Raw genomic sequence first — 23409 nt, forward strand, 5'->3', positions numbered from 1 at the left:
CGGCGACACGGCCACCGCGCAGCGCGCCGGCCGGTCAGAACACCGGCACGATGCTGCCCTTGAAGCGCTCGCGCATGAACTGCGCGGCCTGCGGCGAACGCAGCGCCGCCACCAGCTTCTTCATGGCCGGCGTATCCTTGTCGTCCGGCCGGGCGGCCAGCAGATTCGCATAGGACGACTGTCCGCCTTCCAGGAACAGCGCATCCTTGGTCGGATCCAGCTTCGCTTCCAGCGCGAACGTCGTATTGATCACCGCCAGGTCCACCTCCGGCAGCACGCGCGGCAGCATCGGCGCCTCCAGCTGCTTGATCGAGATATGCCGCGGATTCGCCTTGATGTCCTTCACCGTCGACTTGGTGTTGCGGGGATCGGCCAGCTGAACCACCCCAGCCTGGTCCAGCAGCTGCAGCGCGCGGCCGCCGTTCACCGCATCATTGGGAATGGCCACCACCGCGCCGTCCTTCAGCTGCTTGATGTCCTTGATTTTGCTGGAATAGGCCCCGAACGGCGCCACGAAGATATCGCTCACCGCCACGATGTCCGTGCCGCGGCTGCGGTTGAACTCGTCCATGAAGGGCTTGTGCTGGAAGAAGTTCGCGTCGATGCGCTTTTGCGCGAGCTGCATGTTCGGCTGGATATAGTCGGTGAAGACCACCACCTGCAGGTCCACGCCCTCCTTCGCCAGCATCGGCTTGATGTTCTCCAGTATCTCCGCGTGCGGCGTGGGGCTGGCCCCCACCACGATCTTGTCGGCGGCGCGGGCGGCCGGCTGTAGGGTCATGGCGCATGCCACGGCCAACACTGCAATCAGTTTGTTCACCTTCGTGATCTCCGTCGTTCGTTGGGACAATGCAATGCAGGGGTACAACATTGCCCGGCGCGACAACGCCGGGGTGCGGCGAAACACGGCATGGGCCGGCGCGCGGCCGGCCCATGAAATCTAACGGGTGAAATGCAGCACCAGCCGGTTGCCGATGGTCTGCAGCAACTGGACCAGCAGCAACAGCAGCACGATAGTGATGAACATCACGTCCAGCTGGAAGCGCTGGTAGCCGTAGCGGATCGCCAGGTCGCCCAGGCCGCCGCCGCCCACCACGCCGGCCAGCGCGGAATACGACACCAGCGCGATCGCCGTCACCGTGGCCGCGGCCAGGATGCCCGGCATCGCTTCCGGCAGCAAGGCGCCGAAGACGATTTGCCGGGTATTGGCGCCCATGGCCAGCGAGGCCTCGATGATGCCGCGATCCACTTCGCGCAGCGCCGATTCCACCAGGCGGCCAAAGAAGGGAATGCCTGCCACCACCAGCGCGGGCACCGACCCGGCCACGCCCAGCGACGTCCCGGTCAGTATCTGCGTCAGCGGAATCATCGCGATCAGCAGGATGACAAAGGGCAGCGAACGCAGGATGTTCACGCCCAGCGACACGCCGCCGTAGATACGCGGCGCATCGAGCAGCTGCGTCGGGCTGGTCAGGAACAGCAGCACACCCAGAGGCAGGCCCAGCAGCAGTGTCAGGCTCAGCGACCAGCCCAGCATCGACAGCGTATCGACCGACGCCCAGCCGATGTCGGTCCAATCCACATTGCTGAACCACGTGGCCAGCAATTCGCTCATGCCCGCAGCTCCTCGACCGTGACGCCCGTCGCCGCCAGGCGCAGCAGCGCATTCTTGACCTGCTCGTCCGGCCCTTCCAGCGCCACCGTCATCTGGCCGCAGGTCAGCGACTTGATGCGCTCGATGCGTCCGCCCAGGATCGAAAAATCGACACCGAAGGCGCGCGCGGTCTGGCTCAGGATAGGCTGGTGCACCGTGTCTTCCATAAAGGTCAATCGGCACAGCGTCCGTGCGCCGCTCTGGGCCAGGGCGACGTCGACGTCCTCCTCCTGGATATGTTCGGCCTCCTGCACGAAGCGCCGCGTGGTCTCATGCTGTGGGTGCAGGAACACCGTGCTCACCGGCCCGCTTTCCACGATGGTCCCCGAATCGATCACCGCGACGCGATCGCAGACGGTGCGGATCACGTCCATTTCGTGGGTGATCAGCACGATGGTCAGGCCCAGCTTTTCGTTGATCTGCCGCAGCAGCTGCAGGATGGAGCGGGTGGTCTGCGGGTCCAGGGCGCTGGTGGCCTCGTCGCACAACAGCACCCGGGGATGGTTGGCCAGGGCGCGCGCGATGCCGACACGCTGCTTTTCCCCGCCGGACAGCTGGCGCGGATACTTGTCCTTGTGGCGGCGCAGGCCCACCAGGTCCAGCAGTTCGTCCACGCGCGCGCCGATTTGACGGGCATCGGCCTGCCCCGCGATCCTCAGCGGAAAGGCGACGTTATCGCCGACCGTCTTGGACCCCACCAGGTTGAAGTGCTGGAAGATCATGCCCACGCCCTGGCGGAAGCGCCGCAGCGCCGTGTCGTCCAGCCCCTGCAGGTCCACACCGTCCACATGGACGGTCCCGCCCGTGGGCCGTTCCAGGAAGTTGATCATGCGCAGCAGCGTGGACTTGCCCGCGCCCGAATGGCCGATGATGCCGAATATCTCGCCCGACGCGACGGTCAGGTCGATGTCCTTCAGCGCCACCACGGCCGCTCCCTGCACCGGGTAGCTTTTGTGTATCGATCGCAACTCGATCATGCTCGCGTGTTCCCCTTGCATTGCTGATATCGCTGTTATGTCGGCGCGCGCCTTGTCCCGGGCCGCCGCGTCAAGACGTCAGATGCGAAACGCTTTTTGCGTGTGTATAACACTCCAGGCCCTCGGTGCCACCCTCGCGGCCGTAGCCGCTGTCCTTCACGCCGCCAAACGGCGTTTCCGACACCGCGGAGACGAAGTGGTTGATCGCCAGGTTGCCGACCTCGAGTTCGTCGCTCAGCAGGCGCGCGTTGCGCGCGGATTCGGTGAAGGCGTAGCCGGCCAGGCCGTACGGCAGGCTGTTGGCCAGCGCGATGGCGTCTTCGATGCTGTCGGCCCGCGTGATCAGCGACAAGGGGCCGAAGGGCTCTTCGCGCATCGCCAGGGCGTCGGTGGGAACATCCGCCAATGCCGTGAACGGAAAATGAAAACCGGCGTCCGCGCGCGGCACGCCGCCGCACAGCACCCTGGCGCCGCGCCGTACCGCATCGTCCGTCAGGCGCTGCAGGCTTTGCAACCGGCGCGCATTGGCGACCGGGCCGATATCGCTGTGCGGATCCAGGCCGCTGCCCTGACGCACCGTGCGGCCTATCTGCGCATAGGCCTGGACGAAGGCCTCGTACACCGCCTTGTGGACGATGAAGCGCGTGGGCGCCACGCACACCTGGCCGCCGTTGTTCAGTTTGGCCTGCACGCCGGCGGCCGCGGCCACCTGCGGATCGGCGTCGTCGCACACGATCACGGGTGCGTGGCCGCCCAGTTCCATGATGACGGGCTTCATATGCGTGCCCGCCAGGCCGGCCAATTGCTTGCCCACCACGGTCGATCCCGTGAAGGTGACCAGGCGCACCACGGGATGTGGAATCAGGAAACCGGAAATCGCCGCGGGATCGCCGAAGACCAGGTTCAGCGCGCCCGCCGGCAGGCCCGCGTCGCAAAAGGCCCGCGCCAGGTGCATGGCGCCGGCGGGGGTTTCCTCCGAGGCCTTCAGGATGATCGCGCAGCCCGCGGCCAGTGCGCCGCCGATCTTGCGGGCCGGCGAACTCATCGGGAAGTTCCAGGGCGTGAAGGCGGCCACCACGCCCACCGGCTCGCGCAGCACCGTATGCCGCATGCCCGGCTCCGCGGGGATGACGCGGCCATAGACGCGGCGCGCTTCCGTCGCGTCCCATTCGATCAGGTCGCAGCCGCGCAGCACCTCGGCGCGCGATTGCGCCACCGGCTTGCCCTGTTCCAGGGTGATGTCCATGGCGATGGTCTCGACGCGTTCGCGCACCAGCTGGACGGCGCGCAGCATGATGCGCGCGCGCTCGGCCGGCGCGGTACGGCGCCACACGGCGAAGCCCCGTGCCGCGGCAGCCGCGGCGCTTTCAAGATGGCCGGGCGTCGCGTGCGGCACGGTGCCGATGGCGTCGCCCGTGGCGGGATCGAGGATGGGCGCGCCGGGCGCCTTGATCCATTCGCCGCCTATCAACATGCGAATGACGGGATAGCCGCCCGTCCGGGGTGCTGCGGTGGCCTGCTCTTCGAGTGTCGCGCTCATGGTGTTTCCCCTGTCGTTGGTTAACGCCTGTGATGCCGTGATGCCTCTGCCCCGTCCGCCTCCTGTTACCGCTTGCCGTTCGCCAGCCGGCGCGATGCCGGGTCCCCCCGCAGCCGCAGCATCATCACGCAGCCGAACAGCGGCCCCAAGGCCAGCATGCCGAACGCGCCCGGCCAGCCCCATGCATGCTGCACGGGCGGCACCAGGTGGATGCTGACCAGCGTCAGCAGGAAGCCCGCGCAGGTCTGCGCCGTCAGCAAGGTACCGATGGAATCCGGCGCGCCGAGTTCGGCAATGCTGGCCGAGAACTGCGCGGAATCCGCGATCACCGTGATTCCCCAGGCCACCGCCACCGCGCCCACGATCAGCGGCGGCGCATCGGCCAGCCAGCCCATGGCCAGCGCGCAGGCGCCGCTGGCCGCCATCGCGGCCACGGTCACGGCGGTGCGACCGTAGCGGTCGGCGAACCAGCCGCCCGCCCACGCGCCGACCGCACCCGCGCCCAGCGCGGCGAACGCCACGCTTTCCGCGGCGCGGCCCGGCGCGGCCACGCCGCGCAAGGTAAAGCTTTCGTGCAGGAACACCGCCAGCCACGCCCACATGGCATACAGCTCCCACATATGCCCCAGGTATCCCAGGTTGGCCAGCCGCAGCGGGCGATGACGCCAGGCCTGCGCCACAGCCGCCGGATTCAGACGCGCTGCCCGCCGCATGGCCGGGCCGACGCCGCACAGGTTGATCGCCAGCCCGGCGGCGGCGGCCAACGCCGCGGCGGCCAGGTAGATCTGCGGCCACTGCATCCCGCCGAAGGCCGCCAGCAGATGCGGGCTGGCGGAGCCCAGCGTCAAGGCCCCCACCAGCAGGCCGATCAACAGGCCCAGGTCGCGGTCCGCCCAGGTGGCGGCCAGGCGCATCCCAACCGGATAGACGCCGGCCATGCACATACCCGTAATGAAGCGCAGCCCATACACCGCCGGTCCGGCGGGCGCGCAGGCCAGCAGCGCCAGCGTCGCCAGCGCGGCGGTCAGCGCCGAGGCCATGAAGAGCCGGCGCGGGTCGAAGCGGTCCGCCAGCCCCAGCACGGCGCTGGCGATGGTGCCGGCCACGAAGCCCGCCTGCACCGAACTGGTCAGCAGCGATTCCTGCCAGGAAGTTAGCGCGACCGCCTGCTTGATGCTGGCCACCGCCGCCGACGAGGCGAACCACACGGACATCGCGCAGACCTGGCACAGCAGCAGGATGCCCAGCGATACCGCCTTGCCGGTCCGCGGCGCCGTTGCGCCCAGCGCGGGTTCGGCCATGGTCTCAGGCGCCCAAGGTCTGCGACAGGCGGCCGACGCGATGGAAGCCCCGGCCGAAATAGATCAAGGCTTCGCTGTCGTGCTGCGTCGCCGCCGCGCGCACCGCACAATAGAACACCGTATGGGTGCCCACCTCTGCGGTGAAGGTGATGTCGCAGTCCAGCGACACCACCGCGCCGCGCAGCACCGGCGATCCGGTTTCCAGCACGTGCCACTCGCCGGCGCTGAAGCGGTCCTCCACGGCCAGGTCCTTGGAGGAGAAGCGCATCGCCAGGGCCTGCTGGCCCGCGTCCAGCACGTTCACGCACAGGCGCGCGTTTTCCTTGAAGGCCGCGTTGTTGCGGCTGCTGCGGTTGATGCACACCAGCAGCATGGGCGGCTGGTCGGTCACCCCGCACACCGCGGACGCCGTGCAGCCGCAGCGCCCGGCCGGGCCGTCGCTGGTCACCACATTCACCGCCGCGCCCAGGTGGGCCATCGCATCGCGGTACGCCGCCTTGTCGATCATTTCCGCCTCGCTCGCATCCTTGGATTCCGCTGCCTGTTCGCCGTGCGCTGTACGTTGGCGGTCATGGGATAGGTATCCCGGAACCGCGGGTGCCCGCCTATCTTCCCGAGCCCACACGGTGAGTCGCCGCGGTATGGGTGGCAGGCAGACGCGCGCGCCCGAACAGCTTTTCCCGATAGACGCCGTCGCTATACGCCGTCTTGTACGCGCCGCGCTCCTGCAGCACCGGCACCACCAGCTCGATGAAGTCCTCGAAGCATTCCGGCGTGACCGTGCGCGACAGATTGAAGCCATCCACGCCGGCCTGCTCGCTCCACGCGATCAGTTGGTCGGCGATCTGCTCGGCCGATCCCACCATGGGCTGCTGGCGGCTGCCCAGCACCATCTGGTCGATGAGCTTGCGCTTGGTCCAGGTCGGCCCGGCGCTGCGCGTCATCGCCTCCACGTTCGAGACGATGGCCTGGGTCTTCTCCGTCTGCACCGGTTCGTCCATGTCGTACTTCGCGAAATCGATGCCCATGGAGGCGGACGCATGGGCCAGCGCGGCCTCCACGTCGACGTGCTGCTTGTAGTCCTCGAACTTCTCGCGCGCCTCGGCTTCCGTGCGGCCGGTGACGACCGTCGCGCCCATGAAGATCTTCACATCCTCCGCCTGCCGGCCGTATTTGACGGCCAGCGCGCGAATGTCGTCAACGATGGCCTTGACGCCGTTCATGCTCTGCCCGTTCACGAACACGCATTCCGCGTGCGTCGCGGCGAACTGGCGGCCGCGCGTGGAGGCACCGGCCTGGTACAGCACCGGCGTACGCTGCGGCGAAGGCTCGCACAAGTGCAGGGCATCCACCTTGTACTGGCGGCCGTCATGCACCACGCGATGCACCTTCGCGGGATCCGCGTACACGCGGGCGGCGCGGTCTTCCCGCACGGCGCCGTCTTCCCAGCTGCCTTCCCAGAACTTGTAGACCAGCGACATGTATTCGTCCGCCAGGTCGTAGCGGTCGTCGTGCGCCATCTGTCCCGACAGGCCGGTGGCCCGCGCGGCGCTGTCCAGGTAGCCCGTGACGATGTTCCAGCCGATGCGGCCACGGGTCAGGTGGTCCAGCGTCGACATGCGGCGCGCGAAGGAAAACGGGGGCTCGTAGGTCAGGTTGCAGGTCACGCCGAAGCCCAGGTGCCGGGTGGCGGCCGCCATGGCGGGAATGATCAGGCTGGGATCGTTCACCGGCAGCTGCACGGCGCCGCGCAGCGTCGCATCGACGCCGCCGCCGTACACGTCGTAGGCGCCCAGCACGTCGGCGAAGAACACGCCGTCGAACAGCCCGGCCTCCAGCGTCTGCGCCAGCCCGGTCCAGTAATGGATATCCGTATAGCGCGTCGACTGGTCGCGCGGATGCGTCCACAGGCCCTGCTGGATGTGCCCCACACAGTTCATGTCGAAGGCGTTGAGACGGATTTCGCGCGGCATGGGTGGGTCGTCCTTGTGCGGGATAGCTGCCTGGAATAGCCTGCGGCGCGCTGGAACGGCGCCGCGGGCTGTAGCCGTTTCGTCCACTATAGTGGACATGCAAGCCCCGAACAATGCGGCAAACACGTACTTCCGGGTTTGTCCCTATGCCGCCCGGCCGGCGCGCCCGCGCCGGAATGGGGGCCATGGCGTGGATACGCCGCCGTGGGTCCCCGAAATCCGGCGCGGCCGCGCTAGAACCGCATGGCGACCCGGAGCAGCCCGGAATGCTGCCGGTTGCCGCCGCCGAACTGCCCGTCGTAGCTGATGCCGGCGGTCGTGTTGCGGGCAATGGTCATCTCGGCGCCCAGCCCAAGCACGGCGGCGTCGCGCGCGATCGGGACGCCCGTCACCGAGAACGCGGCGCCGCCGTCGAAGGCCAGGTCCTGGCTGGGCCGCACATCGCCCATCGCGTGGCGCCAGCCCAGCGATGCGGTCAGGCGGTTGGGGGCGCGATCGGAGCCGAACTGCCATGCGCCGCGCAGTCCCAGTGTGGTGGTGGTTACGTCGTCGGAACGCCCCGTGCCGTGCAGCGCGGCGGTGCCGCCGGATTCCGCGAAGTCCCGCGTGCGCAGCTGGTTCCACGCCACACCGGCGAAGGGTTCGATGGTGTAGCTGTCGCCCAGCGGCAGGTTGTAGCCCAGTTCGGAGAACACTTGCGTCGACGAGGCGTGATAGGAAGATTCCAGCTGCTGGTTCAGGCTGCCCACCGCCACGCTGCGCTTCGTGTCGATATCGTGCCAGGTGTAGGCCGCGCCGGCCGTGAAACGGAAATGCCCCGGCCCGGCGTAGAAATTCCGTCCGCCGAACAACGTGGCCGTATAGCTATCGACGTCCGTGCGCGACGAGGTATCGGCGATCGAGCTGTGGCTGTCGGTGTAGCCGAACGCGCCGCCCAAGCGCCAGCCGCCGCCCACCGCGCCGTCGCCGCCGATGAAGATGCCGCCGTCGGATTGACTCACGCGCGACGCGTTACCGTCGCTGGCGAACGTGCGCCAGTTGCCGAAGACCTGCGCCCAGACCGGATGCGCGCCACTTTGCGGCAGCGCGTCGGCGGACGGCGGGCCCCATTGGGCCGTGGGGCGTCCGGCAAGCGCGGGGCCGTCCAGGTTGCGGCGCAGGGGCGCCATCGGCAGCGTCCGCACGGTATCCGCCTGGCTCTGCAGCACACTGGCGGTGCTGGCATACGCTTCGCCGGAAAGCATGTTCAACGCCGCGCGCGCCTCGCCCGGCGTCATGGAAAGCAGCGCCTCGGTCACCTGACTGGCGGCAGTGCCACTGATGGGCGCGATAGCAGCTGCGGCTGCGGCCGAGGCCGGGGCCGCGGCCGGCGGCGATCCGCTTCCCGTGGCGGACTGCGATCCGCTTCCGGTCACGGGCGGCGCTTCGTTGTCCAAGGCGCCGCCGACGCTGCTCTGGTTGCCTGTGCCGCCGACGCTGCCGATGGGCACATCGTTGCGCGTGAGCGTCATGAACGCATTCTTCGTGTCGTAGCTAAGCGTGGGCGTCAGGAATGCATAGGCGCTGGAGGCCCCGGTGAATCGCCCCTGTATGCCGCCGTCGGCCGTCAGGATGGTATAGGTGGCGCGCGGCGCATAGTTGCCGTCGGGTCCGACATGCGCAACCGTGCCGTCCAGGTAGGCAACGCCGGTGACATGGATGCGGTCGCTCGCGGTGCTGGCGGGATCGGCATGCACGCGATAAATGGTGTCCTGGCCGAAGGTAAGGTTGCCATTGATCGTAAGCGTGCCAATGGGCGAACCGTCATTGCCTGGCGAGATCACCGCGGTCGGGTAAAGCGTGGTGGTGCCCACCTGCCCGACCCCGGCCAGCACGACTTCGCGGCCGATATCGATGGGGCCGTTCAACTTCCCGTCGATTTCCAGCGCGCCGTCGGCGATCAGGATGGGGCCCGTCAGGCCGCTGCTGTCGGCGGTCAGGATCACCGATCCCGGGCCGGTCTTGACGAAGCCGTTCGTGCCCTGCAGGGGATTGTCGATAGTGTCGACGAATTGGCCAGAGGCATAGGTGCCATCACCGACAACGATGGCCGGCGGATTGCCGCCATTGGGAAGCAGCGTGATGGGCGCGCCTTGCAGGCGATATCGGTCCGTGGCGAACTGGATGCCCGACACGCGCACCGGCCCGGCGCTGCCATCGACGTTCACCACGCCGGCCGCGCCGGTGAAAATGGCGTACGCGCCATCGGGCAGCGCGCCCGTGGCATTGCTCGGGCTATTCCAGTTCGTGCTGGCGGCGGTCCAGGTGCCGCCGCCACCGCCCGCGCGAGTGGCGGACGCCAGGCCGTTGCCGTTCCACAAATTGGTCGTGCTCGGGCCAAGGATCAGGTTGATCTGCTTGTCGCCCGTCAGCGACTGAATGGTGGCCGCGGGCAGGGAGTCGCCGGTGATCGTACCCAACGACAGGCCGTTGCCGCTCAGCGTGCCGCCGTATGACAGGATCCGGTAGTAGCCGGCGTTGACGCCCAGCGTATTCACCGAGACGTTCAGTGTCGTGTTGTTGAGCGCGACGTTGCCCCCGACGGTGATGTTGTCGCCGGTACCGGGCTGCGTAATCGGCAGCCCTGCATAGCCGGTCTCGAAGTCGAACACGGCATTGCTCATCGACAGGTTGCCGTTGACGACGAGGTTGCCGTTGGAGACACCGGTCGGCGTGCCGACGGCGTATCCCGGCGCGACGCGTGAGTTGCTCGTCACGCTGAGATCGCCATTGATGGCGCCGAAGCCCGCTATGGTGGCGTTCGAAGTGGCATTGACGTTTCCATCGATGGTGACGCCCGCGCCACCACCGTTGCCGCCGATCACCAGCGTGCCGCCGTTGACGTCGACTCCACCCGGGAAGCCGGCCGAACTGTCGAACACGCGGGTATCGCCCGACGAAACGCTCAAGTCCGCGGCAGCAACGCTACCGCAGTAGGACGCGCTCAACGCGAGCGCCGCCTTCAGCAACTTCTTCGTCCGATGCATCAATGTGGATCTCCCCTATATCGGTCAGCGGTTGGATATCCGGGCATTGCTGGACTGCTGCCTTAGCATTGCTCGCGGAAGCTCATGCCCCACGAAGGGATGAGCTGGCGAAAAAAAACGCACTGTATATCGCTTGTTTTGCTAGTACCAAGCACTATGTAGCTGGATACCATCCATACCGCTGCGTTTCACTATTTAGTCGCATACAAAGGTATTAAAAGCGCGCATGCGGATACCATCCAACACCGCGACGCATGCGTCGGGAAGAAAATTGCACACGTGCGAACAACGAAGACCATGCTCGACATACGCGAAGGCGCGCACCCTCGGATAGCCTGTCCTTCGTGTATCCCCGAACGGGTATGCCTTCGTGAGGTCACGGCCGCCAACCGGAATTCGCCTGCGCGATAAGCTGCGGCTCGGTGGGCGTCCGTGATGAATGCCGAGGTCGCCACCATCGCTACAGTGGCCGTATGGCTTTCTGAAGGCTCGCAAGCAAGGAGGAGCCATATAGACAAAAATCGCCCGGTTTACGGGGTTTTATCCAAATAATGATAAATTATCGCAATTGCGATAATTTTCGATAGTTCCATGTTCCACTACCCTCGCCCCGGGCTCGCGTCAGAGCTGGTGCAGTCGCTACGCGGCCAAACCCTATTCGGGGATGCGCCCAACGGTGTCTTCCTGGCCGCGCCGAGGCGAACCGGTAAATCCACCTTTCTCCAGGTCGACCTTACCCCCGCACTACAGGCGGCTGGCGTGGTAGTGACCTATGTAGACCTGTGGTCCGACCCACAGCGCGATCCGGCGCTGCTGATCGCCCGGGCCATCGGCAAGACGCTCGCCGCCCAAGGCAATATCGTCGGCCGGGCCGCCAAAAAAGCCGGCCTGGCCAGCATCACACTGGCGGGCGTCAAATTCGATCTGGAAAAACTGGGCACGCTGGAGGGAGCGCCGCTGCCGGATGCGCTGCGAGCGCTGCATGAAGCCACGCAGGCGCCCGTGGCGCTGATCGTCGACGAAGCCCAGCATGCCCTGACAAGCGAGGCAGGCGAAGCCGTCATGGCCGCGCTGAAATCGGCCCGCGACCAGCTGAACCGGCCTTGGGAGGTCAACCTCATGCTGGTCATGTCGGGCTCCGACCGGGACAAGCTGCTGCGGCTGGTCAATACCAACGGCGCTCCTTTTTACGGCTCGCAGATCACCCGCATGCCGCTGTTGGACAGCGGTTTCACCGACTTTATCGCCGAGCGCATCGAGGCGCAGCGCGCCGACCTGGGTCCAGTCGATCGCCGCGTGTTGTTCGAAGCGTTCCAGGTCTTCGGCCATCGGCCGCAATTTTTCCTGCGCGCGCTGGAGCAGGCGCTCAGCCCCGTGGCGATGTTCGCGGGGCGCTTCGAGGACGCGGTATCGGCGGCGGCTAACCAGCAGCGCTTGGACGATGTCGCGCAGATGGAATCCGAATTCCTGGCGCTGAAGCCCTTGGAACAGGCGGTGCTATGGCGCATGCTGGAGCAAGGCGAACATTTCCGGCCGTATGACAGCGCCGCCTTGAAGTTCTACCGCGAGCAAAGCCACGACAAAGTCACGGCTGCCGCCGCACAGCGCGCGCTGGAATCCCTGCGGGCGCGTACGCCCGCGCTGGTATGGAAATCGGCGCGAGGGGAATATGCGGTCGATGATGCGGCAATGCATGCGTGGTATCGGCAACGCATCCAGGACGGCGCCTGGCCGCCGACGCTTCCTTAGATGTGCCGGCACCACTCGCCGGCAACACCGCCGCCCTGCATCAAGCCACGGCACGCGCGGCGAATCCTATAATTGCCCGCTCGCATCGCACTCACGGACGGGCTCGCGGCCCGCGCCTGCCATGACTTCCAGCTTCTACGACCCTTCCGCCGCCATTGCCCAGCGCATCAAGCAGGAGCGCGATACGCGCGGCTGGTCGCTCGCGGAACTGGCTGAAAGGTCCGGGGTTTCCAAGGCGATGATCAGCAAGATCGAGCGTGGCGAGGCCAGTCCCACGGCGACCATCCTGGGACGGCTATCGGGCGCGTTCGGCCAGCAGTTGTCGACGCTGTTGACGCTGGCCGAGCAATCCAGCGACCGCCTGCTGCGTGCGGAAGACCAGCCGGTCTGGACCGACCCCGAAACGGGGTATGTGCGCCGCCGGCTGTCGCCGCCGAACGGCGGCGTGCTGGAGCTCCTTCGCATCGATCTGCCGCCCAACGCCCGCGTTTCCTATCCGCCGGATGCGTTCACCTTCCAGCATCAGCAGATGTGGGTGCTGGAAGGCGTGCTGGTCTTCCAGGAAGGCGACGAAACGCACACACTGAAAGCGGGCGATTGCCTGCAGCTGGGGCGGCCGTCGGCGTGCACCTTTTCCAATCCGGGCAAGAACCCTTGCGCTTACCTGATCGCACTGGCGAAGCGGTAGGCGATCGGCAGCACGCGCGCGCGAGATGATCGCGCCGCTACAATTTGCCCCACGCCCTTCGCCCCGCCTACGGATTTTCCACCGAACATCGCTCCATGCCCCGCACTCGCAAAGCTACTCGGCCTGCCGCTCACGACGCCGTTTCCGCGCCGGCCACGGTATCAGTGCCGACCACACGGGCACGCATCCAGAACCTGCTGCCCGCGATGGGCCCCGCGGCGCAGCGCATCGCCGAATTCGTCATCGACCATCCCGACGAAGTCGTGCATATGTCGGTCAGCGAAGTCGCCGAACGCACGGAGTCCAGCGAAGGCAGCGTGGTGGGCTTCTGCAAGGCGGTGGGGGCCAAGGGCTTCCAGCAGCTGAAGATACTGCTGGCGCAGGAAATCGTGCAGCCGGTGCAGTACATCCACGAAGACCTGTCGCCGCGCGACGATGCGCCGGCGGTCATCGCGAAGATCTTCAACAGCAATATCCAGACGCTGCAGGCAACGGCTTCCGTGCTCGACGCGGATGCCCTGGCGCGCGCGGTCAAGCTGATCAAGCGCGCCAAGCGCATCGAGATCTACGGCATCGGCAGCTCGGCCACCATCGCCGAAGACGTCTACTACCGTATGCTGCGCATCGGCCTGAATGCCGTGGCGGTGACCGACTCGCATATCCAGGCGATCAGTGCCTCGCGCACCGGTCCGGACGTCGCCACGCTGACGATCTCCCATTCCGGCAGCACCTACGAAACCGTCCTGGCCACGCGCCTGGCCAAGGAGGCCGGCGCCCACACGATCTGCGTGACCAACTTCGGCAAGTCGCCGATCCAGGCCTTCGCCGACGTGCTGCTGTACACCATGGCGCAGGAAACACGCTTCCGCACCGAAGCCATGACGAGCCGGCTGGCACAGTTGGCCATCATCGATACGCTGATCGCCTGCCTGGCGCTGGCGGACTACGACACGTCGGTGGACGTGCTCAAGAGCACCTGCGACGTGCTTTCGCTGAAGCGGTATTGAAGCCCCTCGACGCTTGCTTGGGATAACACCCGCTATCCGACGCTAGCCAGCCTGCTCATCTCCGGCAAGGCCGCATGCGCGGGCACCGCGCACGCCATCAAGTCCGCCAGCGTCGCCGCATCCGCATGCTGCCCGTCGCCCACCAGCAGATAGCGCAGCCCGGCGCGCACCGCGCCCAGTGCATCGGTGTCCGGGTTATCGCCGATCACCAGCACGTCCTCGCGCCGCCGCCCCAGGCGGCGCAGTCCCTCTTCGAACATGGCCGGGCCCGGCTTGCCCACCACATGCGAGGGCTGGCAGCCGGAACTGATCATCACGGCCTGCATGAGCGCGCCCGTTTCCGGCACCACCCAGCCGTCCGGGCCAGGATGGCTGGCGTCCGCGTTGCTGACCAGCAGCCGCGCGCCGCGCTTGAGTTGCCGCGTGACCCTTTCCAGCGCGGCATAGTTGAAGCGCTTGTCCAGCATCAGCACGACGATGTCGGCCGCGTCGTTCACGAGATGGCATCCGCTTTGGACGGCGTAGCGCCTGAGCCCCACCGAGGCGCACAACAGCACGCGCGCGTCGGGATGCCGCGCGCGCAGGTAGCGGATCGTCATTTCCCCCGCCAGCACCAGCCTGTCGGCATCGATGGACAGGCCGACTGAACGCAATCGCCGCGCCATCTGCCCCGCGGTATGCGTGGAATTGTTGGACACCACGACATAGCGGTCATGGTAGGCGCGCAGCAGGTCGGCCGCGCCTGCCACGGGTTCGCGCTCGCGCATCAAGGTGCCGTCCAGGTCCAGGATCAGGGCGGGACGCCCCGCTGTCCATGGCGGGTCGACCGGTATTGCCGGACTGGCCGGCCGGCCATCGAGCCGGGGGCGGAAAGCGGAAATCGTCATGGCGAATGCATCGCTCGCAGGTAATCGTCAAGGAACAGGAAGGCGCGCCCCGCAGCGCGCATCCGATGCGGCATTCTATTTGAGAAATGTTCAGTGTCACAAACATTTTGTCTGAAATATGTTCATTAGCTTGTCACGTTGGCGCACCACACTTGCCCACGACTCCCATCCCGTCGAGCGAGGCAGGCGGGCAGCGGGCTTCCCCCCACCAACAACTCTCTGAAGGCCATGAACAAGCTCAATCGACGCACATTCCTGACGGGCACGGCGAAGTCGGCCGGTGCCGCCCTGGCGCTGAACATGCTGCCCCCCAGCATTGCCCGCGCCCTTTCCATCGACGCCAAGGTAGAAACCGGCACCATCCAGGACATCAAGCACATCGTCATCCTGATGCTGGAAAACCGCGGCTTCGACCACTACTTCGGCACGCTGCGCGGCGTGCGCGGCTACGGCGACCGCTTCCCGACGCCGCTGCCCAGCGGCAAGGACGTCTGGTTCCAGCAGGACGCCACGGGCCTGGAAATCCCGCCGTACCACATGGACAGCACGAAGGTGAAGGCGCTGCAATCGCCCGGCACGCCGCACAGCTTCTCGGACATGCAGGCCGCCTGGGGCCAGGGCCGCTCGGGCTACTGGCCGCAGTTCAAGACCAAGTACACGATGGGCTATCTGGGCCGCAGCGACATCCCCTTCCACTTCGCGCTGGCCGAAGCCTTCACGATCTGCGACGGCTATCACTGCTCGGTCACCAGCGGCACCGACCCCAACCGCGTGGTGTTCTTCTCGGGCTCGGGCTTCGACCCCAGCCTGGCGAAGATGGGCATCAACAGCGACGACCGCACCTCCGAACCCAACAACAACCGCTGCTGGATCACGGGCACGATGCCCTCGCCGGGATACAAGTACCCCGACAACGCGCTGACCTGGCACAGCCTGCCCAAGGTGCTGGAAGACGCCGGCGTGGACTGGAAGATCTACCAGGACCCCAACGACAACTGGACCGGCGCCATGCACGGCGGCCTGGCCTTCGCCGACTTCCGCAATGCCAAGCCCGGCGACCCGCTGTACGAAAAGGGCCTGAAGCTGTACACCATCGCGGACCTGAAGCAGGACGTGGAGGCAGATCGCTTGCCCCAGGTGTCCTGGCTGCTGTGCACCGCCGCCAATTCGGAGCATTCCGGCAACAGCGACCCCGCCATCGGCGCCAACTACACGGCCCAGGTGCTGGACGCCCTGACCGCCAATCCCGAAGTCTGGGCCAAGACCGCGTTCTTCCTGACCTACGACGAGAACGACGGCCTCTTCGATCACGTGCCCCCGCCCGCGCCGCCTTCGTACAACGCCGATGGCACCCTGGCCGGCAAGGCGACCTTCCCGCTGGACGGCGAGTATTTCTCTGACCCGACCAGCAAGTACCGCAACAAGCTGGACACCATCGGCGGCAGCCTGCGCCCCTGGGGCCTGAGCGCGCGCGTACCGATGTATGTGATTTCGCCGTGGAGCAAGGGCGGATGGGTGAATTCGCAGGTGTTCGACCACACCTCGATCAGCCTCTTCCTGGAAAAGCGCTTCAACCTCACGGTCGATGCCGTCAGCCCGTGGCATCGCGCGGTGTGCGGCGACCTGACCACCTGCTTCGATTTCCAATCGCCCAACGATCCGACGTTCCCGGCGCTGCCCGACACCAGCAACTACAAGGCCGTGCTGGCCGCGCAGAACAAGCTGCCCACGGCCAATCCGCCCGCCACGCCCGAGGCGCTATACCAGGAAAAGGGCGTGCGTCCCTCGCGCGCGCTGCCGTATGAGCTGAACACGTACGCCCAGGTGCAGGATGACGGTCGCACCGTGACCCTGACGTTCGAGAACACCGGCACGCAGGCCGCCGTGTTCCATGTCTATGATCGCAACCACCTGGACCGCATCCCGCGCCGCTACACGGTCGAAGCGGGCAAGTCGCTGCAGGACGCGTGGGACACAAGCGCGGACGCCGGCAAGTACAACCTGTGGGTCTACAGCACCAACGGTTTCGTGCGCACCTTCGCGGGCAACGCCAGCGCCTACCAGGATGCCGGCTTCCAGCCGGAAGTCATCCGCATCCATTACCAGGCGAAGGCCGGCCGCATGAACATAAAGCTGAGGAACATGGGCAAGCCCGGCGGCAAGGGCAACAAGGAAAACGACACGTTGACCGTGACGGCCAATGCCTACCGCACCGACGGCCCCTGGGTTGTCAAGGTCACCGAGGAAGGTACGCTGGAGTGGGACCTGAGCGACACCGGCAACTGGTACGACTTCACCGTCACGGGCGCGGACGGCTTCGAGCGGCGCTTCGCGGGCCGCATGGAAACGGGCCGCGATAGCGTCTCCGATCCGGCGATGGCGGTGCACCTGTAGGACGGTAGAGGGGCGAGCGCGCAAGCGCTCGCATGCACCGCGGCGTATTGGCATCTTGCCGATACGCCGCGGCCTGTATCCAGCCTTCGTATCGACGAACCGGCGAGCGAGGCGGTCGATAAGCGCGGTGGCCGCGTCTGCTAAGCCAGCCCTTGTTGCTGTCGATGATCCAGCCGGTGTTGCTGTCGATGATCCAGCGGTGTTGCGGCCGACGATCCGCCCGCTATTCCTACCGGTGAACCGGCACGAAGCCCGGCGAGACCAACGGCGGTTCGGCGGGCGCCGCCACGCGGATGCTTTGTCCGCCCTGGTCCAGTACCACGCCGGCGCGTTCGACGCGGGCCAGCGTGACGCCATCGACGATGGCCTGGCCCACGCGATAAGCACGCGGCTCGCCGCCGTCTATCGCCAGGATGGCCGCGCCATGCGCGCCGGCCGCGATCAACCCCAGCACGCTGACTTTTACCGGCGCGGCCGACGTGCCGAACCAGCCCGCCACGGCGGCCGTGTCGCCCGTGGCCACGCGTGGCGCGTCCAGCATGGGCGGCAGGGTGTCGGCGCGCGGCGCCAGCAGGATCGCGCCCCAGATGCCTGCGCCGGCGGCCAGGGCGAGCACCGCCACCCCGCGCGCCAACCGGGCGGGGTCTATACGTTGCGGCATGTAACGATGGGCGGAGCCGAGGATCATGGACATATCACTGTCATTCGAACCCACGATGATAGGGCCCGCATATGACAGAACTCCGAACTTGTTGTGACAGCGAAACGCAAGGCGCCCCGCGTCCCGGCCGGCCCGCAACAGGACTGGAAACGAGGATGAATCACATGAAACCATGCGGCGCGAAATACATGGGCCGGCGCACCGGCCGGCACGCCCAGCGCGGCTTTTCCCTGATCGAGATCATGGTCGTGGTCGTGATCATGGGCATTCTGGCCGGGCTGGTCGTTCCCAACCTGCTGCGGCGCCCCGACCAGGCCCGCGCCGTGGCGGCACGCCAGGACATCTCCAGCCTCCTGCAGGCGCTCAAGCTCTATCGCCTGGATAACGGCCACTATCCCAACGCCACGCAGGGATTGCAGGCGCTGGTGCAGCAGCCCGCCGACGAAAAGCTGCCGGGTTGGCACAGCTATCTGGACCGCCTGCCGAACGACCCCTGGGGCCACCCCTACCAGTATCTGAATCCCGGCGTGAAAGGCGAAATCGATGTGTTTTCCCTGGGCGCGGACAACAAACCCGGCGGAGAAGACAGTGACGCGGACATCGGCTCCTGGAACGTGTAGGGCGGCCGCGTCTTGCGGCAGCAGTGGACGGCAAGCCGGCTTCACCCTCATCGAGATGATGGTGGTGGTCGCGATCATCGCCATCGTCACCACCGCCGTGGGCCTGTCCTTCCCCAAGCGGGACGACCAGCCGCTGGCGCGCGACGCGCAGCGCCTGTCGCGCCTGTTTGCGCTGGCGCAGACCGAGGCGCGCGCGGGCGGACGCGCCATTACCTGGCGGGCCGACGGCCAGGGCTACCGCTTCACGCGCCGTCCGGTGTGGACTCCCGGCAACGCCGCGGCCACCGTCAGGCAGGCCCCGCCGCCCGACGACTTTCGCGACGACGAGAGCCTGCGGCCGCGCCGCTGGGAAGCGGCCAATGTCCGCGTGCAGGCGGACTCCGACCAGGCCGGTGTTTTCCCGCCGGAATGGATCGCCCCGCCCATGCGGGTGGAACTGAGCGATGACTTCCAACGCATCGCGATCGTGCGGGACGCCGCCGGACGCTATGCGCTGCAACCATGAATCCGCACGGCAACCAGAAGGGCTTTTCGCTGCTGGAGGTGCTGGTGGCGCTGGCCATCATCGCCATCGCGCTCGCCGCCTGCGTGCGCGCGGCGGGGCAGATCGCGACCGGCCAGGCGCAACTGCGCGACCGCGCGCTGGCGCTGGTGGCGGCGGAAAATACGCTGGCCGAGCTGCGCGCGCAGCGGGCATTCCCGCCGCCGGGCGATCTGCGCACGCCCTGCCCGCAGGGTCCCCTGGCGCTTGTCTGTACCAGCCATGTCGAGAACACGTCGTACAAGGACATGCGCCAGGTGACGGTGCGTGTCACGGCCGGCGGCCAGGGACCCCAACTGGCGCAGCTGCGCGGCCTATTGAGCGCGCGTCCATGAGCGCCGGCGACAGGTGGGTACACCAGTGACCGCGAATACGCCCGTCCCGCCGCGATGCACCGGCCGGCACCATGGACCGTCCGCGTGCCAGGCCGGCCAGCGCGGGTTCACGCTGATCGAAGTGCTGGTCGCGGTGGCGCTGCTGGCCATCGTCAGCGTGCTGTCTTGGCGGGGACTGGATAGCGTGGTGCGCACGCGCGATCACGTGCAACGCGATGCGGATCGCGACGACGCGCTGCTGCGCGTGCTGGGCCAGCTGCAGCTGGACATGCAGATGCGCGCGCCCGACACCGTGCTGGACGGCGGTGCCGCGGAATCGGTGGTGAAGCGAACGCTGCCCGCGGCGCTGCGTATCGATCCCACGCCCGGCGGCCCGGCGCTGGACATCGTGCGCGGCCCCGCGCCAGGCGGCCGCTGGCAGCGCGTGCGGTGGTGGCGCGACGGACATGCCTTGCGGCGCGCCGCGGCAGCCGGCGGCGATGCCTTCCCCCTGCCGCAACCCGGCGCCGGCGCGGACCTGCTGGACGGCGTCGTCGGCTTCGGCATTCAAGCCTGGATACCCGAGCGCGGCTGGACTGCGCTGCCCGAGGACGACGCCGGATCCGCGGCGACCGGCCTGGCCATCGTGCTGAGCATGGCCAGCCCGGCGGCAGGGCCGCCGCAGGTCTACCGACGCGTGGTGGCCCTGCCATGAGGCAAGCCCCGCAACGCCGGTATCAGCGTGCCCGTCAGCGCCAACGCGGCATGGCCGTGATCGCCGCCCTGCTGGTGGTTGCCGCCGCGGCCATCATCGCCAGCAGCATGCTGGGCGGCCAGAGCGAACGCGCGCAACTCGTGCAAAGCGAGCGATTCCGCATACAGGCGCGCTGGCTGCTGGTGGGCGGCGTGGACTGGGCCAGGCAGATCCTGCGCGACGATGCGCGCCACAGCCCGATCACGCGCGCCGACCAGCCCTGGGCCCTTCCTATCGTCGACCTTCGCCTGGACGAGCCGGGAGAGCCGGAACCGGCCCTGTTGTCGGGCCGCATCGAAGACGAGCAAGGCAAGTTCAACCTGCAGAACCTGGCCTTCGAAGGCCAGGTCGATCCGCGCCAGCTGATCGCCTTCGAGCGCCTGCTCCAGGCCTTGAACCTGCGCCCTTCGGCCGCGCCCGACATCGCGCGGCGCATCGCCGCCGGCCAGCCCCTGGCTGTCGGCGGCGCCGGGAATGCGGGAGACAACGGCCCCGCCAGCAAGGCGATGCGGCCGCCGCGCGCGCCGGGCCTGCAAGCGCTGGCGGAACTGCGCGGCATTGCCGGCCTGGACGACCAGGCGATAGAGCGCCTGGACTGCTGCGTGACCATCCTGCCCGACCACACCGCGGTCAACGTCAACACGGCGCCCCCCGAAGTGCTATATGCGGTCGTGACGCAACTGCCCTTGGGCCAGGCCGGGGCCCTGGTGGCGGAGCGCGAGCGCGGGCGCTACTTCAACGACACCGCCGATTTCGCCAATCGCCTGGCGAATCCACAAATCAAGCTGGACAAGGACAGCGTCTCCACCGACAGCCAGTGGTTCAGCCTGGCGGGCGTCGTACGCCTGGGCCATGCCACGGCGGCCATGCGTGCGCTGCTGGAGCGGGAAGACCAGTCCACGAGCATCGCCTGGATGAAGGAAATGAATTGAAGACCGTCCTGCGCCTGGCCTTGCCGCCCTTGCGCGCGCTGACCCCCGACCTGGAAATCCCTTTCGTCCTGCTGGATCGCGATCGGCGCATCCTGCGCAGTGGCCAGCTTGCGCTGTGCGAGATGGCGGCGGTACCGGCCGCGCGCGTCGAAGCCATCCTGCATCCGCAAGACACCGTCGATACGCGCATCGCCTTGCCGCCTTTGCGCGGCGATCGCCTGCACAGCGCCGCGGTCGCGCTGGTCGAACCCCTGACCCTGTCGCCCACCGACGACCTCGCCATTGCCTTCGGACCGCGCGACGCCGACGGCCTGGCGCCGGTCGCATGGTGTTCCCGTGCCGAGCTGGCGCGCGGATGGACGATGCTCGCGCAGGCGGGACTGGCCATCGCGGCGCTTTACCCCACCCATGCGGTACTGCCCCGGCAGGCAGGCGGCGCCGGCGAACCGCTGTCGCTGCCCGCCGATGCACGGTGGCAGCATCCCAGCCCGGCGTGGTCGCTCGCGCTGGCCGACCTGCGTCCGGTCGCGCAGGGCCGGTCGCGTTGGCGCGCGCCCTTGGCCTGGTCGGCGGCCGCCCTGGCCGTCTGGGTGGCAGGGCTGAACATCCACGCCGCGCAGCTGGCCGCCGAGGGCCAGGCGTTGCAGCAGTCGCTGCACGACCGCGTGGCCGCCGCCTTTCCGGAGTTGCCGCTGATCATGGATCCGCAAAAGCAGGCGCAACAGCGCGTCGACGCGTTGCGCGCCGCCCGCAGCGTCGCGAGCGACAGCGACTTCATGCCGCTGGCGCAGGCGGCCGCGAAGATGCTGCCCCCCGGCAGTTTCGAGCTTTCCGCCCTGGCCTACCAGGACGGCGTGCTGGCCATCGACCGGGCCGACCGCGCGCCGAGCGGCGTGCCGCGCGCGGAACCCGCGCCCCGACAGGGAGGCACGGCGGGATTGGTCCTGGCGCCCAGCGACACGGGCTGGAAGATCGCGCCGGCGCGGCTGGCCGATCGCGTCAATGCGGCCGATCGCGCGCGTATCGCGGCGGGACCGACACCATGAGGCCGTCCACGCATCGCGCCCCGCGCCCGCTCTTGCCGCCCGCCTGGATCGCCGGCTGGCACAAGGCTCGCGAACAGGCATCGCAGTACTGGAAGCAGCGCGCGCCGCGCGAACGGCGCCTGCTGCGCGCGATGGGCGCCGTCCTGATCGCCGCCGCGCTTTTCACGATCGGGCTGCGTCCGGCCTGGCGCACGATCGAACGATGGCAGGATGAATTGCCGCGTCTGCGGGCCCAGGCTGCCACGGTCGATGCCCTGATCCAGGAAGCCCAGGCCTTGAAGCGCGAACAGGGACACCGCATCCCCGCGAGCGACATGGAAGAGGCCTTGCGCGCCAGCCTGGCCCGCGCCGCGCTGGGTGGCACCCAGCATGTCGAAAAGACGGAAGACGGCAAGGGCTGGCGCGTGACCTTCGACGATGCATCGCCGGCCGCCTTGTTCGACTGGCTGGCGCATGCGCCGGCGCCGCTGCACCTGCGCATCGCCCAGGCGCGCATCGCGCGTCCGAGCGACTCGTTGGGACGCCTCATCCCCGCGCGCGCTTCCGGCACGCTGCAGCTGCGCAACGCCGACGACGCCGCCGACGGGAACCGTCCATGAAAGCGCGTCGCTGGCTGCTGCCCCTGGCGGCCCTGCTGCTTGCCATGGCCACGGCCGTGGCCACCCTGCCCGCCCGCTGGCTGCTGCTCGCCGTGCCCGCCGATGCCCCGGTGGTGCCGGTGGATGCATCAGGCACGCTCTGGAACGGCCAGGCCCGCTTGGCCATCGGCCCGCCCGGCATGCGCCGCACCGTGCCGCAACCCGTGGCCTGGCGCTGGCATTGGCTGGCGGGCGTCGGCCCGGCCGCCCGCGTGGTTCATCCCTGGCTGGCGGCGCCGCTGGAGATCGCACCGGGCCTGGGCGGCACGCGTCTGGGCCAGGGCACCTTGACCTTGCCCGCCGAGGCGCTGGCCGCCGCCGGGGCGCCGCTGAACACGATAGGACCGGGCGGCCAACTGGCGCTGGCCTGGTCCGCGCTCAACCTCGCGGACCCGCCATCCAAGGGGACGCTGCTGCAGCTGACGTGGTCGAACGCCTCGTCGGCGCGGGTGCGCGTGCAGCCGCTGGGCGATTACCAGGCGGTCCTGGCCGCGGACGGCCCGGACGGCCTGGACCTGAACGTGCACACCTTGCGTGGCGCCCTGCGCGTCGAAGGCCACGGCCAAGGCCGCAACGGCCGCTGGCGATTCGATGGCCAGGCGCTGCCCGCACCCGATACCGACGCCGCCACCCGTGACGCGCTGGAGCCGCTGCTAAGCACGCTGGGCACGTACCGGAACGGCATTTCACAACTGCGATTTCCGTGA

At 67.9% G+C, this 23409-nt stretch carries 22 protein-coding genes; 12 read left to right on the forward strand and 10 right to left on the reverse strand.

Annotated features, from left to right (window positions below; translation table 11 throughout):
* Positions 1-34: 34 nt before the first annotated feature.
* From AKI39_RS24060 to AKI39_RS24095, 8 genes are all read right to left on the reverse strand, one after another.
* Entirely contained in the window at positions 35-781 is a 747-nt protein-coding gene (locus tag AKI39_RS24060; RefSeq protein ID WP_145925463.1) for a MetQ/NlpA family ABC transporter substrate-binding protein, read from the reverse strand.
* A gap of 159 nt (positions 782-940) precedes the next feature.
* A complete protein-coding gene (locus tag AKI39_RS24065) occupies positions 941-1615 on the reverse strand; it encodes a methionine ABC transporter permease (protein WP_066641660.1) in 675 nt (224 codons plus the stop codon).
* Entirely contained in the window at positions 1612-2631 is a 1020-nt protein-coding gene (locus AKI39_RS24070; protein WP_066641661.1) for a methionine ABC transporter ATP-binding protein, read from the reverse strand. Before AKI39_RS24070 ends, AKI39_RS24065 begins: the two co-directional genes overlap by 4 nt.
* Before the next feature lie 70 nt (positions 2632-2701).
* Positions 2702-4171, reverse strand: a complete 1470-nt coding sequence (locus AKI39_RS24075; protein ID WP_066641663.1) for an NAD-dependent succinate-semialdehyde dehydrogenase — start codon at positions 4169-4171, stop codon at positions 2702-2704.
* A 65-nt stretch (positions 4172-4236) separates the two neighbouring features.
* Positions 4237-5472 (reverse strand): MFS transporter, encoded by a 1236-nt coding sequence (locus AKI39_RS24080; protein ID WP_066641665.1) that lies wholly within the window; start codon positions 5470-5472, stop codon positions 4237-4239.
* Between the two features lie 4 nt (positions 5473-5476).
* Positions 5477-5980 (reverse strand): flavin reductase, encoded by a 504-nt coding sequence (locus AKI39_RS24085; protein ID WP_066641667.1) that lies wholly within the window; start codon positions 5978-5980, stop codon positions 5477-5479.
* A gap of 97 nt (positions 5981-6077) precedes the next feature.
* Entirely contained in the window at positions 6078-7445 is a 1368-nt protein-coding gene (locus tag AKI39_RS24090; RefSeq protein ID WP_066641672.1) for an LLM class flavin-dependent oxidoreductase, read from the reverse strand.
* A gap of 233 nt (positions 7446-7678) precedes the next feature.
* A complete protein-coding gene (locus AKI39_RS24095) occupies positions 7679-10474 on the reverse strand; it encodes an autotransporter family protein (RefSeq protein WP_066641674.1) in 2796 nt (931 codons plus the stop codon).
* A gap of 588 nt (positions 10475-11062) precedes the next feature.
* On the opposite strand from AKI39_RS24095, the gene AKI39_RS24100 reads away from it, so the two are divergent.
* The 3 genes from AKI39_RS24100 (at position 11063) to AKI39_RS24110 (ending at position 13915) form a co-directional block, all read left to right on the forward strand.
* Positions 11063-12220 (forward strand): ATPase, encoded by a 1158-nt coding sequence (locus AKI39_RS24100; protein WP_066641676.1) that lies wholly within the window; start codon positions 11063-11065, stop codon positions 12218-12220.
* 121 nt (positions 12221-12341) lie between these two features.
* Positions 12342-12908 (forward strand): helix-turn-helix domain-containing protein, encoded by a 567-nt coding sequence (locus AKI39_RS24105; RefSeq protein WP_066641681.1) that lies wholly within the window; start codon positions 12342-12344, stop codon positions 12906-12908.
* A 164-nt stretch (positions 12909-13072) separates the two neighbouring features.
* The gene (locus tag AKI39_RS24110; RefSeq protein WP_235610708.1) at positions 13073-13915 is read left to right on the forward strand and encodes a MurR/RpiR family transcriptional regulator; all 843 of its coding nucleotides are present in this window, start codon (positions 13073-13075) and stop codon (positions 13913-13915) included.
* A 32-nt stretch (positions 13916-13947) separates the two neighbouring features.
* On the opposite strand, the gene AKI39_RS24115 is transcribed toward AKI39_RS24110, so the two are convergent.
* Positions 13948-14802 (reverse strand): HAD-IIA family hydrolase, encoded by an 855-nt coding sequence (locus AKI39_RS24115; protein ID WP_066641687.1) that lies wholly within the window; start codon positions 14800-14802, stop codon positions 13948-13950.
* Between the two features lie 228 nt (positions 14803-15030).
* On the opposite strand from AKI39_RS24115, the gene AKI39_RS24120 reads away from it, so the two are divergent.
* A complete protein-coding gene (locus AKI39_RS24120) occupies positions 15031-17196 on the forward strand; it encodes a phosphocholine-specific phospholipase C (RefSeq protein ID WP_066641689.1) in 2166 nt (721 codons plus the stop codon).
* 229 nt (positions 17197-17425) lie between these two features.
* Here the strand turns inward: AKI39_RS24120 and AKI39_RS24125 are convergent, their stop codons facing one another.
* The gene (locus tag AKI39_RS24125; protein WP_235610709.1) at positions 17426-17890 is read right to left on the reverse strand and encodes a general secretion pathway protein GspB; all 465 of its coding nucleotides are present in this window, start codon (positions 17888-17890) and stop codon (positions 17426-17428) included.
* 131 nt (positions 17891-18021) lie between these two features.
* Between AKI39_RS24125 and gspG the strand changes: the two genes are divergently transcribed.
* From gspG to gspN, 8 genes are read left to right on the forward strand one after another with little or no spacing between them, the layout of a single operon-like run.
* On the forward strand, positions 18022-18477 hold the full coding sequence (gene gspG / locus AKI39_RS24130) for a type II secretion system major pseudopilin GspG (protein WP_083229166.1): 456 nt from the start codon (positions 18022-18024) through the stop codon (positions 18475-18477).
* Positions 18446-18982: a type II secretion system minor pseudopilin GspH gene (gene gspH, locus AKI39_RS24135; RefSeq protein ID WP_158515211.1), complete on the forward strand. Its 537-nt coding sequence runs from the start codon at positions 18446-18448 to the stop codon at positions 18980-18982. The genes gspG and gspH overlap by 32 nt, the downstream gene beginning before the upstream one ends.
* On the forward strand, positions 18979-19353 hold the full coding sequence (gspI, locus tag AKI39_RS24140; protein WP_066641697.1) for a type II secretion system minor pseudopilin GspI: 375 nt from the start codon (positions 18979-18981) through the stop codon (positions 19351-19353). Before gspH ends, gspI begins: the two co-directional genes overlap by 4 nt.
* 25 nt (positions 19354-19378) lie before the next feature.
* Complete coding sequence (locus AKI39_RS24145; protein ID WP_158515212.1) at positions 19379-20047, forward strand: PulJ/GspJ family protein; 669 nt, start codon at positions 19379-19381, stop codon at positions 20045-20047.
* Positions 20044-21018 (forward strand): type II secretion system minor pseudopilin GspK, encoded by a 975-nt coding sequence (gspK, locus tag AKI39_RS24150; RefSeq protein WP_076879745.1) that lies wholly within the window; start codon positions 20044-20046, stop codon positions 21016-21018. The genes AKI39_RS24145 and gspK overlap by 4 nt, the downstream gene beginning before the upstream one ends.
* On the forward strand, positions 21015-22064 hold the full coding sequence (locus AKI39_RS24155) for a GspL/Epsl periplasmic domain-containing protein (RefSeq protein ID WP_066641701.1): 1050 nt from the start codon (positions 21015-21017) through the stop codon (positions 22062-22064). Before gspK ends, AKI39_RS24155 begins: the two co-directional genes overlap by 4 nt.
* On the forward strand, positions 22061-22663 hold the full coding sequence (gene gspM / locus AKI39_RS24160; RefSeq protein ID WP_083229039.1) for a type II secretion system protein GspM: 603 nt from the start codon (positions 22061-22063) through the stop codon (positions 22661-22663). The genes AKI39_RS24155 and gspM overlap by 4 nt, the downstream gene beginning before the upstream one ends.
* Positions 22660-23409 (forward strand): type II secretion system protein N, encoded by a 750-nt coding sequence (gspN, locus tag AKI39_RS24165; RefSeq protein WP_066641707.1) that lies wholly within the window; start codon positions 22660-22662, stop codon positions 23407-23409. Before gspM ends, gspN begins: the two co-directional genes overlap by 4 nt.

The organism is Bordetella sp. H567, assembly GCF_001704295.1.
In the GTDB taxonomy this organism is placed as follows: Bacteria; Pseudomonadota; Gammaproteobacteria; order Burkholderiales; family Burkholderiaceae_B; genus Bordetella_C.